The organism is Sphingomonas ginsenosidimutans, assembly GCF_002374835.1.
Taxonomy (GTDB): Bacteria; Pseudomonadota; Alphaproteobacteria; order Sphingomonadales; family Sphingomonadaceae; genus Sphingomonas; species Sphingomonas ginsenosidimutans.
Genome location: NZ_NWVD01000009.1, coordinates 39088 through 53003 on the forward strand (window position 1 = coordinate 39088; position 13916 = coordinate 53003).

Annotated in this window: 14 protein-coding genes; 6 read left to right on the plus strand and 8 right to left on the minus strand. The window is 70.0% G+C overall.

Annotated elements, in window-relative coordinates:
- Positions 1-41: 41 nt before the first annotated feature.
- The 8 genes from pal to COA17_RS15650 all read right to left on the minus strand — a co-directional run bounded on the left by pal (position 42) and on the right by COA17_RS15650 (position 6137).
- Positions 42-566 carry a peptidoglycan-associated lipoprotein Pal gene (gene pal, locus COA17_RS15615; RefSeq protein ID WP_066491845.1) on the minus strand — a complete coding sequence of 175 codons (525 nt, stop codon included), beginning with the start codon at positions 564-566 and terminating at the stop codon, positions 42-44.
- Between the two features lie 62 nt (positions 567-628).
- Complete coding sequence (gene tolB / locus COA17_RS15620; protein WP_096613723.1) at positions 629-2020, minus strand: Tol-Pal system beta propeller repeat protein TolB; 1392 nt, start codon at positions 2018-2020, stop codon at positions 629-631.
- Positions 2020-3000: a cell envelope biogenesis protein TolA gene (locus COA17_RS15625; protein WP_096613725.1), complete on the minus strand. Its 981-nt coding sequence runs from the start codon at positions 2998-3000 to the stop codon at positions 2020-2022. The genes tolB and COA17_RS15625 overlap by 1 nt, the downstream gene beginning before the upstream one ends.
- Before the next feature lie 5 nt (positions 3001-3005).
- Complete coding sequence (gene tolR, locus COA17_RS15630; protein ID WP_066490695.1) at positions 3006-3437, minus strand: protein TolR; 432 nt, start codon at positions 3435-3437, stop codon at positions 3006-3008.
- Positions 3438-3444: 7 nt separating this feature from the next.
- Positions 3445-4137: a protein TolQ gene (gene tolQ / locus COA17_RS15635; protein WP_070321858.1), complete on the minus strand. Its 693-nt coding sequence runs from the start codon at positions 4135-4137 to the stop codon at positions 3445-3447.
- On the minus strand, positions 4134-4601 hold the full coding sequence (locus COA17_RS15640) for a YbgC/FadM family acyl-CoA thioesterase (RefSeq protein ID WP_096613727.1): 468 nt from the start codon (positions 4599-4601) through the stop codon (positions 4134-4136). Before COA17_RS15640 ends, tolQ begins: the two co-directional genes overlap by 4 nt.
- A 287-nt stretch (positions 4602-4888) precedes the next feature.
- Positions 4889-5161, minus strand: a complete 273-nt coding sequence (locus COA17_RS15645) for a hypothetical protein (protein ID WP_245857860.1) — start codon at positions 5159-5161, stop codon at positions 4889-4891.
- 1 nt (position 5162) lies between these two features.
- The gene (locus tag COA17_RS15650; RefSeq protein ID WP_096613808.1) at positions 5163-6137 is read right to left on the minus strand and encodes a glycerophosphodiester phosphodiesterase; all 975 of its coding nucleotides are present in this window, start codon (positions 6135-6137) and stop codon (positions 5163-5165) included.
- 124 nt (positions 6138-6261) lie between these two features.
- Here COA17_RS15650 and COA17_RS15655 point away from each other — a divergent pair, with 124 nt between their 5' ends.
- The 6 genes from COA17_RS15655 (at position 6262) to COA17_RS15680 (ending at position 13914) form a co-directional block, all read left to right on the plus strand.
- A complete protein-coding gene (locus COA17_RS15655) occupies positions 6262-6771 on the plus strand; it encodes a 2Fe-2S iron-sulfur cluster-binding protein (protein ID WP_066487895.1) in 510 nt (169 codons plus the stop codon).
- Positions 6768-7733 (plus strand): FAD binding domain-containing protein, encoded by a 966-nt coding sequence (locus COA17_RS15660; RefSeq protein ID WP_096613729.1) that lies wholly within the window; start codon positions 6768-6770, stop codon positions 7731-7733. The genes COA17_RS15655 and COA17_RS15660 overlap by 4 nt, the downstream gene beginning before the upstream one ends.
- Positions 7730-9979: a xanthine dehydrogenase family protein molybdopterin-binding subunit gene (locus tag COA17_RS15665; protein ID WP_096613731.1), complete on the plus strand. Its 2250-nt coding sequence runs from the start codon at positions 7730-7732 to the stop codon at positions 9977-9979. Before COA17_RS15660 ends, COA17_RS15665 begins: the two co-directional genes overlap by 4 nt.
- A 58-nt stretch (positions 9980-10037) precedes the next feature.
- The gene (locus tag COA17_RS15670; RefSeq protein WP_096613733.1) at positions 10038-12242 is read left to right on the plus strand and encodes a xanthine dehydrogenase family protein molybdopterin-binding subunit; all 2205 of its coding nucleotides are present in this window, start codon (positions 10038-10040) and stop codon (positions 12240-12242) included.
- 123 nt (positions 12243-12365) lie between these two features.
- The gene (locus COA17_RS15675; protein WP_096613735.1) at positions 12366-13289 is read left to right on the plus strand and encodes an XdhC family protein; all 924 of its coding nucleotides are present in this window, start codon (positions 12366-12368) and stop codon (positions 13287-13289) included.
- Positions 13276-13914 (plus strand): nucleotidyltransferase family protein, encoded by a 639-nt coding sequence (locus COA17_RS15680; RefSeq protein WP_096613737.1) that lies wholly within the window; start codon positions 13276-13278, stop codon positions 13912-13914. Before COA17_RS15675 ends, COA17_RS15680 begins: the two co-directional genes overlap by 14 nt.
- Positions 13915-13916: the final 2 nt, after the last annotated feature.

Sequence of the window (13916 nt, forward strand, 5' to 3'; positions counted from 1 at the left end):
CTGACGGGTCGGAAAACCCGCCCGCGCCGTTACGACGCCCCTTACGCGCCGTTGACCACCACCGTCACCGCGCGGCGGTTCTCCGCCCAGCTCGCCTCGTCCGATCCCAACGCGACCGGGCGTTCCTTGCCATAGCTGATGACGGTGATCCGCGACGGCGCGATGCCACGCGCGGCCAGATAGTTCTTGGCCGCATTGGCGCGCCGGTCGCCGAGCGCGAGATTGTATTCGCGCGTGCCGCGTTCGTCGCAATGGCCCTCGATCGTGATCGTGACGTTCGGATAGCGTTGCAGCCAGTCGACCTGCGAATCGAGGATCGCGCGCGCCGTCGCATCGATATCGTACATGTCGGTGCCGAAATGCACCGTGTCGCTCTGCGCCGACCGCTTGAAATCGGCCGCCGAACCCGGCGCGATCCCGCCGTTGGGGTCGACCGGCCCGGTCTGCGCGGGCGGGGGCGGGGTTTCGCCCGGTGCGGGCGGCAGCACCTCGGGGCGCTTCTTGGAACAGGCGGCGGTGGCGACCAGCGCGGTTGCCATCAGGATCGTCGTCGTCAGTCGTGCCATGGCCATTCTCCCTTGCGGTATGTCAGGTCTGTCGGTCCCCGTTGATGCCCCCATCAACGCGATCAGGGACGAAGCGGTCCCCACGCCGGGTCGGACCCGTCCAGCGGGGTGGGCACGCGGCGCTCGTTGACCCCGGTCAGGTCGACCGACCACAGGTCGGCCTTGCCGGCATTGCCCTGTCCCTGGCGGAAGAACATCAGCACCCGGCCGTTCGGGCTCCACGTCGGCCCTTCGTCCTGCCAGGCGTTGGTCAGCAGCTTCTCGCCCGACCCGTTCGGGCTCATGATGCCGATGCGGAACGGGCCGGCGATCTTCGTGAACGCGATCAGGTCGCCGCGCGGGCTCCACACCGGGGTGGCATAGCGCCCGTTGCCGAAGCTGATGCGCTGCTGGTTCGAACCGTCGGCGTTCATCACGTACAATTGCTGCCCGCCCGACCGGTCGCTTTCGAACACGATCTTCGATCCGTCGGGGGAATAGCTGCCGCCGGTGTCGATCCCCGGCGACGTCGTCAGCCGCTGCGGCGTGCCACCGGTCGCGGCAACGCGATAGATGTCGGTGTTGCCCGCCTGCGCCATCGAGAACAGGATCCACCGCCCGTCGGGGGAAAAGCGCGGCGCGAAGGTGGTCGCGACGTTCTGCACCACCAGCCGCTGGCGCCCCGACCCGATGTCATAGACGTAGATCGCCGGGTTCTTGCCGACATAGCTCATGTACACGATCGACTGCTGGTTCGGCGCGAAGCGCGGGGTCAGCACGATCGAGGAGCCGGCGGTCAGGAACCGGTGGTTGGCGCCGTCCTGGTCCATGATCGCCAGCCGCTTGATGCGGTTCGCCTTCAGCCCCGTTTCGCTGACATAGACGACGCGGCTGTCGAAATACGGCCCCTCGCCGGTCAGCCGGGTATAGACCATGTCGGCGCATTTGTGCGCGGCGCGGCGCCAGTCGGACGGCGGCACGACGAACCCCTGCCGCGTCAGCTCGGTACGCGCCGACACGTCGTACAGATAGCAGCCGACCGTCAGCGTCCCGTCGCCATTGGCGCGGATATAGCCCTGGACCAGCGCCTGCGCGCCGGTGCCGCCCCAGTAATCGAACGTCGGCGCGGTCACTTCGGGGAAGGCGATCGCGCGCAGCTGCGCCGGGCTGAGCGGTGTGAACAGGCCGGAATTGCGCAGATCGTTGGCGACGATCTCCGACAATTGCCGGCCCAGCTGGTCGGTGGAGCCGGCCGGGGTCTGCACCACCTGCGTCGTCGGCATCGGCGGGATCGCGATCGGCATCGGCGCACTGATCCCGCCGGTGACGTCCACCTCCAGCGGCGGCGGCGTCGCCCCGGCGGGCGCCGCGGCGGACTGGGCCGCTGGGGGGGTAAGCGTCACCGGCGGCACGTCCTGCGCCCAGGCGGGCGCGGCGGTGGCGATGAGGGCGGGGATCAGGAACGTCAGACGCATCAGCGCAGCTTCCAATTATAGTTGATGTTGCTCCACCCCCCATTGGCGGTGGCATAATATTCGGCGGGTAGTTTCAGCGGCGAGCATCCCTTGAACGCGGCAATGCCCAGATCGACCACACGCCGCGCATAACGACGGTTGTCGTCGTCCACCCCCGACTGGCGCACCACCGTCGGCGTCGCCGACAAGGTGCCGTCGCGGTTGAGCCGCAGGTTCAGCGTGGTGACGATCTGGTTGGCGCCCGGCCCCGGATCGACCTGCCGGTCGGCACACGGCTGGATCTGCCGCGCGATCGCCTGCTGGATCGCGGCCAGCGCCTTTCCGTCGACACGCGCGGCCGACGGCGGCGCATCGCTGTTGCGCGCCTTGCTCGGTTCCGCGGTCAGCCCCTTGAGGAAATCATCGCCCAGCCGCCCGCCGCGCGGGCGCGCCGCGGTGGCGGCGGGCGTCTTACCCGCGCCCTTGGACGCGGCCGGCGGCGCCTTGGTCGCGCTGGCGGCGGCGGTCGCCGGCCGGCGCGCGGGCGCCGGCTTGGCGGGCGCTTTTTCCGCCGCCGGGGGGGCGGGCTTCGGCCGCGGCTTGGGCTGCGGCACGGGCTTGGGCGCCGGGGCCGGTTTGGGCGGCGCAGGCTTGGGCGGTGCGGGCTTGGGCGGCGTCGGCCTGGGGGGTACCGGCGCGGGCTTCGGCGCGGGCGCAGGCGCCGGCTGCGGCGCGGGTTCGGGGCGCGGCTGCGGTTCGGGCACCGGAGGCGGTGCGTCCTCGGGCTCGCCGGTTTCGGGCGCGACCGCCTGCGACGGCGGCTCGGTCGCGGCCGGCGCGGCGGCCTCCAGCGCGACCTCCTTGACCAGGCTGACCTCGACCGGCGCCTGTTTCAGCTTGACCGGGTTGGGCGTGTCGAGAAACCCGACCGACAGCAGGCCGAACAGGACGACATGCCCTGCGACCGCCCCTGCCAGCCCGATCTTCTCGGCGCGCTCCACGCCCGTCAGTCCTCGCCCACCGTCACCAGCGCGACGCGCGTCAGCCCGGCGCGGTTCAGCTCGCCCATCACCTTCATCACCCGGCCGTAATCGAGCGCCCGGTCGGCGCGCAGGAACACCTGCGGCGGCTCCTTGCCCGTCCGCGCCCCCGCGATCGCCTCGAGCCGCGGCGGCAGCGCATCGGCCGACACCTCGTCCTTGCCAATGAAGATCCGCCCGTCGCGGTCCAGCGCGATCTCGGTCGGCTGCTGGTCCTGGTCCAGCGGCTTGGCGCGCGTATCGGGCAGGTTCACCGGCACCCCCTGCGTCAGCAGCGGCGCGGTGACCATGAAGATGATCAACAGCACCAGCATCACGTCGACCAGCGGGGTGACGTTGATGTCGGCCATCGGCGCGCGCCGCCCGCGCCCGCGTTGCGAGGGAAGGTTCATCGCCATGCGCGCGTCACCGCTCGCCGTCGAGCTGGCGCGACAGCGTGGCGTGGAACCCGTCGGCAAAGCGCATCAACCGCGCCTCGATGCGGTTGATCGCATGGCTGAAGCGATTGTACGCGATCACCGCGGGGATCGCGGCGAACAGCCCGATCGCGGTCGCGAACAGCGCCTCGGCGATGCCGGGCGCGACCACCGCCAGGCTGGTGTTCTGCTGGCTGGCGATCGACGTGAAGCTGCGCATGATGCCCCATACGGTGCCGAACAGCCCGACGAACGGCGCCACCGACCCGACCGTCGCCAGCACGTTGAGCCGGTCGGACAGCTGGTCGATCTCCTTGGCGACCGCCGATCCCATCGTCGTGCCCAGCCGCTCGCGCGTGCCGTCGCGATCGATGCGGTTGCCCTGGGTCGAGCGGCGCCATTCGGTCACCCCCGCCGCCAGCACGCGCGCGGTCGGCAGGTCGGCGGTCCCGCGCGTCTTGACGAAGGCGTCGATGTCGTCGGCGCGCCAGAATTCCTGTTCGAACGTCTCGCTCGCCTTGCGCGTGCGGCCCAGCTTCACCCAGAAGGCGATGATGATCGCCCAGGTCCAGATGCTGGCCAGCAGCAGCCCCAGCATCACGCCCTTCACCACCCAGTCGGCCTGAAGGAACAGCGCGATCGGGGACAGGGTCGCGGCGTCGGTCTGCAAAATCGGGTTCACGGCGTATCTTCCCCCTGGAGGACGAGGCTGCGGAAACGGTCGATCCACGCGGCAGGCTGGCGGCGCGGGCGGCCGTCCGGCCCCACCAGCGCCGCGGTCACGGTGGCATCGGTCAGCAATTGGGTCCCGCGCCTGACTGTCTGATGAATGACGACACTGGCGGCGCGCGCCACGACGACGCGGCTTTCGACCAGCAGGGCATCGTCGAGCCGCGCCGGCGCACGGTAGCGGATGGCTAGGTCGGCGATCGCGTAGGCGCCGCCCCCGCCCTCGAAATGCGCGCGCTGGTCGATCCCGGCGACGCGCAGCATGTCGGACCGGGCGCGTTCCATATAGCGCAGGTAATTGGCGTGATAGACGACGCCCGACAGGTCGGTGTCCTCGAAATAGACGCGCACCGCGAACAGGTGCGCCGCGCCCTCGAACCGTCCCTGCGCCGGCTGGTCCTGACCCTCGACCGTCATTGGCGGGCTGTTAACCCAATGCCCCCGCCGAAGGAACCCCGAATGGGGATGATGGAGGTTGGCGGGGTGAAGGAGTGGGCATGATCATGCGGGAATGCGTCCAGACCGTTAAGGACGCCGCACCGTGCCTCGCATTCCCCGTCACCCCGGACTTGTTCCGGGGTCCATCGTTCCGCAAGCGCACCAGCCGGTGCGTCTGCGGGCCGGTGGATGCCGGATCAAGTCCGGCATGACGAACGATGGTGTCGCCGCGATAGCGCCAACCCGACCCGCCCCGCCTACGCCCCCTACCCCTCGCACCGCTCCGGATGCTTGCGGCATTCCTTCTCGCGCTCGCGCTGCGCCCTGGCCTCCGCCTCGTCGCGCTTGCGCATCTGGCGGACGTATTTCTCGTCCTTTTCCTTCTCGCTGGTGGTCATCATGTCGACGGTGCCGCCCACGGCCTTGCCCGCCAGCTTGACCGGCGCGGTCACCACCCCGGCGACGGTGCGCACGCACCCTGCTGCCGCCGGCAGCAGCACGATCGCCGCCGCCAGCCTCGCCATCATCAGCTTACGCATGTCACTTGGTCTCCCGCCCCCTGGCGGCGACCCCGATAGCAGGAAAATCCGTGAAAAACCCGTCAATTCCCTGGTCCAGCGCGGCGCGGATCTCGCCCGCCAGGTCGCCGTGCGCGCGCGGATCGGTGCCGCGGCGGAAGGGCGCGCGCAGGAAGTAGTTTTCCGCCCGATACGTCCATGGATGGACGCGCAGCCCCGCCTCGTGCGCATCCTTGACCAGCGACGACGCGGCGTCGCCCGACCACAGCATCGCCTTGTCCGGCCCGATGCCATAGGCGTATTTCGCCACCGCGTGCAGCCCCGCCGGGGTCATCATCGCGGCATAGCTGGGCGCCGCCCCGTCGGCGGGCGCGCCTTCCCCCGCGACCAGCTGGATCAGCCGCACCTTGGTCATCTTCGCCAGCCGCTTGAGGTTGTCGACCTCGAACGACTGGAGGTAGACCGGCGCCCGTGCGCTGTCCCACCCCGCCTCGCGCAGCGCGGTGACAACCAGTTCGTCGGTGGGATGGCCGATCGACGCGAAATAGGTCGGGTGCTTGGTTTCGGGATAGATGCCGACGCCATGCGCCTTGGCCAGCGCGATCACCTCGGCGAAGGTCGGGATCGTCTCCTGCCCGTCATAGGCGGCATTGGCGGGGCGCAGCTGCGGCAGGCGTTCCTTCGCACGCAGCGTCTTCAGCTCGGCCAGCGTGAAATCCTCGACGAACCAGCCGGTCAGCGTCTGGCCGTCGATCGTTTTCGTGGTGCGCCGGTCCGCGAATTCGGGATGCTGCGCGACGTCGGTGGTTTCCGAAATCTCGTTCTCGTGCCGCGCGACCAGCACGTCGTCCTTCGTCGGCACCAGGTCCGGCTCGATCACGTCGGCGCCCTGGCGGATGGCCAGCGTGTAGCTGGCGATGGTATGTTCGGGGCGCTCGCCACTCGCGCCGCGATGCGCGATGACGAGCGGGGCGGACGGCAGCGACGGATCGGTCATCGCGCGATGCTGCACCGGCGCGCACGCCGCCGCCAGCCCCGACCAGACCGCGGCGATGAGAATCGTTCGCACGGACCTGGAACGAGCGGGCGGCGTTGGGCGAAAGTTACCGAAAGGCAGGGACATGCGCTTCACCATCAATGGACAATCCCACGAGGCGGAGGTCGACATCCGGACCTCGCTGCTGGATCTCGCCCGCGAGCATCTCGGGCTGACCGGCAGCAAGAAGGGGTGCGACCACGGTCAGTGCGGCGCGTGCACCATGCTGGTGAACGGCCGTCGCATCAATTCCTGCCTCACGCTCGCCGTGATGCATCAGGATGACGATATCGTGACGATCGAGGGGCTTGGCACGCCGGAGGCGCTGCATCCGCTCCAGGCCGCGTTCGTTCGCCATGACGGCTATCAGTGCGGCTATTGCACCCCGGGGCAGATCTGCTCCGCGGTCGGGATGCTGGACGAGGTGGCGAAGGGCTGGCCCAGCCATGCCAGCGCCGATCTCGACGCGGTGACGCTCGACGATGCGGAGATCAGCGAGCGGATGAGCGGCAATATCTGCCGCTGCGCCGCCTATCCCAATATCGTCGATGCGATCCGCGAGGTCGCCGGCGAGCGCGACGAGGTGGCGGCATGAAGACGTTCGACTATGCGCGCGCGGACAGCGTCGCGGATGCGGTCGCCGCCCGCGGGCGTTTCATCGCCGGGGGCACCAACCTCATCGACCTGATGAAGCTGCAGGTCGAAACGCCCGAGAAGCTGGTCGACATCAGCCGACTGGACCTGAACCGGATCGAGGAGCGTGCCGACGGCGGGCTGACGATCGGCGCGCTGGTGCCCAACAGCGATCTGGCCGCCGATCCGCGCGTCATCGCGAAATACGAGGTGCTCAGCCGTGCGCTGCTGGCGGGGGCGAGCGGGCAGTTGCGCAACAAGGCGACCACCGGGGGCAACCTGCTCCAGCGGACGCGCTGCTATTATTTCTGCGATACCGCCGCCGGCTGCAACAAGCGCGCGCCGGGATCAGGGTGCGAGGCGATCGGCGGGTTCAACCGCATCCACGCGATCCTGGGCACCAGCGACCAGTGTATCGCCACGCATCCCGGCGACATGCCGGTCGCGATGCGCGCGCTCGACGCGGTGATTGTCACCCAGACGCCGGGCGGCGACAAGCGGCGGATCGCGATCGGCGATTTCTACCGTCTGCCCGGCGACACGCCGCAGGTGGAAACCGTGCTGGAACCGGGTGAACTGATTACCCATGTCGAATTGCCCGCGCCGCCGGCCGGGCGGCAGCTGTACCGCAAGGTCCGCGACCGTGCCTCCTATGCCTTCGCGCTCGTCTCGGTCGCGGGCGTGGTGACGATGGAGGGCGGGAAGATCGCCTCCGCCGCGCTCGCCTTCGGCGGCCTTGCGCCCATGCCGTGGCGCGATGCGGCGGTGGAGGCCGCGCTGGTCGGGCAGGCGCCGTCCGACGCAGTGTTCGCCGCGGCGGCCGATGCGCTGCTCGCCGGGGCGAAGGGCTTCGGCACCAACGATTTCAAGATCCCGCTCGCGCGCCGCGTGCTGACCGCCTGCCTGAAGGAACTGACGCGATGAGCCTGATCGGAACCCTGCTGGGTCGCGAGGAAACGCGCAGCCTGACGATGGACCAGCCGCACCCGCACAGCCTGCTCGATCAGGGGACGCAGGGGGTGATCGGCCGCCCGCTCGACCGGATCGAGGGGCCGCTGAAGGTATCGGGCCGCGCCACCTATGCCGCCGAATATCCCGCGGAGAATCTGGCCTATGGCGTGCTGGTACGCGCGCCGTTCGGGTCGGGGACGATCCGCGACGTAGTCGCCGATGCCGCACGCAGCGTGCCCGGCGTGATCGACGTCGTCACCGATTACCCGACGTTCATCCGCAACCCGCAGCAGGGCGGCGAGATGAAGGCGCCGACGCAGGGCGTGCAGAAGGTCGATTACCATGGCGAAATCGTCGCCATCGTGGTCGCCGACACGTTCGAGGCCGCGCGCGAAGGCGCGGCGCTGGTCCATGTCGATGCCGAACCGGCGGAGGGCGCCTATGTCTTCGCCGCACATCGCGATCAGGCAGAGACGCCCCCGCCCGACCAGATCCCGCCGACCACCAGCCAAGGCGACGTCGATGCTGCGATGGCCGCCGCGGCGGTGACGGTCGATGCCACCTACACCACCCCCAGCCAGAACAGCGCCGCGATGGAGCCGCATGCGTCGATCGCGCATTGGCAGGACGACGGCACGCTTGTCCTCCACGGCGCCTATCAGATGGTCGCCTCCGACCAGTCGCAGCTCGCCGCGGCGCTGGGCGTGGCGAAGGACAAGGTGCGGATCGTGTCGCGCTACGTCGGCGGCGGGTTCGGATCGAAGCTGGGGATCGCCCCCGAAAGCGTCGCCGCCGCGGTCGCCGCGAGGAAGCTCGCCCGGCCCGTGAAGGTTGCGATGGCGCGCCAGCAGGTGTTCGACGCCACGGTCCGCCGATCGAACACCGAACAGCGCATCCGGCTGGGCGCGGGCCCGGACGGCCGCCTCACCGCGATCGCGCACGAAACGCTCGCCACCAACCTGCCGGGGGAGGATTTCTTCGAACCCGCCGGGATCGGTACGCATTTCGCCTATGCCGCCGCCAACCGGCTGGTCGATCACAAGCTGGTGCGGCTCAACTGGCTGCTGGCGGGATCGATGCGCGCCCCCGGCGAGGCGGTGGGGATGCTCGCGCTGGAAGCGGCGATGGACGAACTGGCGGAGAAGCTGCAGCTCGATCCGATCGAGCTGCGCCGCCGCAACGAACCCGATCAGGACCCGGAAAAGCAGGTGCCCTTCTCCTCGCGCCAGCTGGTGCCGTGCATGGACAAGGGCGCGCAGCTGTTCGGCTGGGCGGATCGCCACGCGGCCCCCGCATCGGACCGTCGCGGCGAATGGTGGCACGGCATGGGCATGGCCGCGGCGGTGCGGTCGAACATGCTCCAGAAATCCTCCGCGCGCGTCCAGCTGACGCCGGAGGGCCGTGCGATTGTCGCCACCGACATGACCGACATCGGCACCGGCAGCTATACGATCCTGGCGCAGATCGCGGCGGAGACGCTGGGGCTGCCGCTCGACCGGGTCGAGGTGCAGCTGGGCGACGGTGCCGCTCCGCCCTCGGCCGGATCGGGCGGGTCATGGGGCGCCGGATCGGCCGGGTCGTCGGTCTATCTCGCCTGCGAATTGCTGCGCGAGAAACTGGCCAAGGCGATGGGCACTTCGCCCGAATCGATGACGCTGAAGGACGGCCGCGCCATCGCCGACAATCGCGCGGTCGACATCGCCGAGCTGGTCGGCGACGGTCTGTCCGCGCTGGGCGAGATCGCGCCGGGCAAGCAGGAGAAAGCCTTCAACCAGGCCAGCTACGGCGCGCATTTCGCCGAGGTGAAGGTCAATGCCGTCACCGGCGAGGTGCGCGTCGAACGGATGCTGGGTGTGTTCGCCGCCGGGCGCATCCTCAACGAGAAGACCGCGCGCTCGCAATGCCTGGGCGGCATGACCTTCGGCATCGGCGCCGCGCTGACCGAGGAGCTGGTCCACGATCCGCGCAACGGCAAGGTCGTCAACCGCGACCTGGGCGAATATCATGTACCGGTGAACGCCGACGTGCCGCAGATCGACGTGCACTTCCTCGACGAACGCGACATCCATGCCAATCCGATCCATGCCAAGGGGATCGGCGAACTGGGCATTTCGGGTGCGGGCGCGGCGATCGCCAATGCGATCTACAACGCTACCGGGGTGCGCGTGCGCGACTATCCGATCACCTGCGACAAACTGCTCGAAGGATTGCCGGGCTGAACTGGCGGCGACCGCGCCCCCGCCCCATATCCATGGCCACGGTGACGAGGGGAGTGGCATGAGCGAACAGGCGATCGATTCCGGCGAGCGGCCGGGAGTACTGGCGCGCGCGCAAAAGAATGTGCTGGGCACCCCGCTGCCTCGCGTCGAAGGCCCGCTGAAGGTTACCGGCCGCGCGCCCTATGCCTATGAACAGGCCCCCGCCGGCGTCGCTTATGCCGCGGTGGTCGGCGCTCCGGCCGGGGCCGGGCGCGTCACCGCGATCGACGATGCCGCCGCGCTGGCCGTTCCCGGCGTGGTCGCAGTGCTCCGCGACGATCCGCGCATGCCGGTGGGGGAGGGCAACAGCCGCGCCATGCCCGCCCGGGGCACCGACCGCATCTTCCACCACGGCCAGCCCGTCGCGCTGGTCGTCGCCGAGACGCAGGCCGCCGCGCGCGAGGCCGCCGCATTGGTGCACGTCCATGTCGACCGCGCCGCCGGCCGCTTCGACATGGACGGCGAACCGGCACAGCGCGACCACAAGCTCGGCTTCCTTCCCGCGATCGACGTCGGCGACGTCGACGCCGCGCTCGCCGCCGCGCCGGTGGTGCTGGACGAACATTATGCGACGCCGGTGCACTTCCCCGCCGCGCTCGAACCACACGCCTCCACCGTCTGGTTCGACGGCGACGTGCTGACCGTCCGCACCAGCAACCAGGTGATCGGCGCCGCGCGCGACACGATCGCCAAGGCGATGGGCCTGCCCGCCGAACGCGTCCGCGTCCTGGCCCCCTATGTCGGTGGCGGCTTCGGCGGGAAAACCGGGGTCGGGCCTGAGGTGATCCTGGCCGCGATCGCCGCCGAACGGCTCGGCCGCCCCGTGAAGGTCGCGCTGCCGCGCCGCGACACCGCCTATCTGGTTCATCACCGTAGCGCGACGGTCCAGCATGTCCGCATCGGCTGCGACCATGACGGCGTCATTTCCGCCTTCGAACATACCGGCACCGCCGCGCAGAACGACGACGGCGGATTCCTGGAACCGATCCCGTTCGGCTCGCTGCCCCTCTACGGCGGCGCGAACCGGCGCTTCCGCACCGATCTGGTCCGGCTGGACCTGCCCGCCACCGGCGCGGTGCGCGCGCCGGGCGAGGCGATCGGCACTTTCGCGGTCGAATGCGCGATGGACGAACTGGCCGAACGGCTGGGGCTCGACCCGATCGAGCTGCGCCGCCGGAACGAGCCGGATCGCGATCCCACCAATGGCAAGCCCTTCTCCACCCGCCGCCTGACCGATTGCTATGACGAAGGCGCGCGCCGCTTCGGCTGGCCCGATCGGGTACCCAAACCGGGCAGCGTGCGCGACGGCGAATGGCTGATCGGCATCGGCATGGCCGCCGCACTGCGCGGCAATTTCACCGTGGAGGCCAGCGCCAGCGTCCGGCTCGGCGCGGACGGTCGCGCCATGGTGTCCTGCGACATGACCGATATCGGCACCGGCACCTATACCATCCTGGCGCAGACCGTGGCGGAGGTGCTGGGGCTGGACCCGTCGCACGTCGACGTGCGACTGGGCGACAGCGATCTGCCGCGCAGCGCCGGTTCCGGCGGGTCGTTCGGCGCGGGCAGCGCGGCGTCGGCGGCGGTGCTGGCGTGCGAGGATATCGTCGCCGAACTGGCGCGCCGCATGAACGCCAGCCCGGATGAGCTGACGCTGGCGGACGGCCGCGCCAGCGCGGGCGGGCGCGATGCCTCGCTGGTCGAGTTGCTGCGCGGCGAGGCGATCGACGCCATCGGCAAGAGCAGCCCCGGCGCGCAGGCCAAGAAGACCAGCCAGGCCAGCCACGGCGCGCATTTCGCCGAGGTCGCGGTCAATGCGGTGACCGGCGAGGTGCGCGTGCGCCGGATGCTGGGCGTGTTCGACGTCGGCCGCGTCCTCAACCGCGCCACCGCCGCCAACCAGCTGATCGGCGGGATGGTATGGGGCGTCAGCTATGCGCTGGGCGAGGCGGCAGTGGTCGACACCCGCTCGGGCCGGTTCGTGAACCCCGATTTCGGCGAATATCATGTCGCGGTGAACGCCGACGTGCCGCAGATCGAATGCCATTTCATCGAGGAGATCGACGATGCCGCCAATCAGGCGGGGGCGAAGGGGGTCGGCGAGCTCGGCATCTCCGGAGCGGGCGCCGCGGTGGTCAATGCGATCTACAACGCCACCGGCATCCGCGTGCGCGACGTGCCGGTGACGCTCGACACGTTGCTTGCGGGGTTGCCGCCGGTGTGACGGGTCGCGGGTGCCGCCTGTCCTACATCAGCGCCCGCGCCTACACCGTCGTTCGACCCGCCCTCCACCTTCGCTTCACCCCCGCGAACGTCTCAACATTCGCAACATTCGGGACTGCCGCCGATGGCCGACAATGACTCCGTGCTCGCCGCCGCCGCCGCGTGGAAAGGTGCGCCGATGGCGCTCGCCACCGTCGTCTCCACCTGGGGATCGGCGCCGCGTCCGCGCGGCAGCCACATGCTGGTCCATGCCGACGGCCGGTTCGAAGGATCGGTGTCGGGCGGCTGCGTCGAAGGCGACATTCTCGATACCGCCGCGCGCGTGATCGCGGGCAAACCGTTCCAGGTGAACACCTACGGCGTCGCCGACGACAGCGCCTGGCAGGTCGGCCTGCCGTGCGGCGGCGAGATTTCGGTGATGGTCCAGCCGGTGTCCGCCACCGGGTTCGATCCCGAATTGTTCGATCGCGTCGCCCAGGCGCGCGCCGATGGCCGCTCGCTGACGGTCCATACCGACCTTGCCACCGGGCACAGCGACCTGCGTCCGTTAGAAACCGGCGCGGTGTTCGCCAACCGCTACGATCCGCCGCGGCGGCTACTGATCGTCGGCGCGGTGCAGATCGCGCAGAGCCTCGCGGCACTGGCGCAGACATTGGGGATCGAGACGGTGGTGATCGACCCGCGCGGCCGCTTCCTGACCGAGGAACGCTTCCCCGGCGTGACCCTCGACGATCGCTGGCCGGACGAAGCGGTGGCCGCATGGAAGCCCGGCCCCGCCACCGCGGTCGTCACGCTCAGCCACGATACCAAGATCGACGACCCCGCGCTCATTGCCGCGCTGGCCAGCGATGCTGCCTATGTCGGCGCGCTCGGCAGCCGCCGCAGCCATGCCGCCCGGCGGGAGCGGCTGGGCGCGTCGGGCGTTACCCCCGCACAGCTCGATCGCATCGACGGCCCGGTGGGGATCGATATCGGCGCGATCGGCCCGGCGGAGATCGCCCTGTCGATCGCCGCCGCCATGGTGGGAGCATTCCATGATCGCGGTTGAACGCAGCGTCCTCGTCCTCCTCGCCGCCGGCCGGTCCGAACGGTTCGGCGATGTCGGCAGCAAGCTCGACCAGCCGTTCCTTGCGCGCCCGCTCGGGCTGCACGTCGCGGTCGCGCTGGAGGATATGCCCTTCCAGCAACGGATCGCGATCGTCGACGGAGGCAAGCTCGATTACGGCGCGCACGGGTTCCGGGTGCTCCATAACGAGGATCCCGAACGCGACATGGCTTCCTCGGTGCGGATGGGCGTCGAATGCGCCAGGTCGCTGGATGCGCAGGCGGTGGTGATCGCGCTCGCCGACATGCCGCGCGTCACCGCCGCGCATATCTATCGCCTGTTCGACGCCGCCGACAGCGAGGATGCGGTCGTCGCCTCCAGCGACGGGGTCGCGCCGCGCCCGCCGGCGCTGTTCGGGCGCAACCGCTTCGACGACGTGCTGGCGATCCGCGGCGACCAGGGCGCGCGCGACCTGATCCAGGCCGGGCGGCATGTCGTGACCAATGCGGCGGAACTGATCGACGTCGACACGCGCGCCGATCTGGCCGCGCTGCGCGATCTGGTCCACGCGCCGGAGGCGCTTAACCGCACCGATTCGCACGCGCTGCGCGGGACGGCGGGGGACTGACG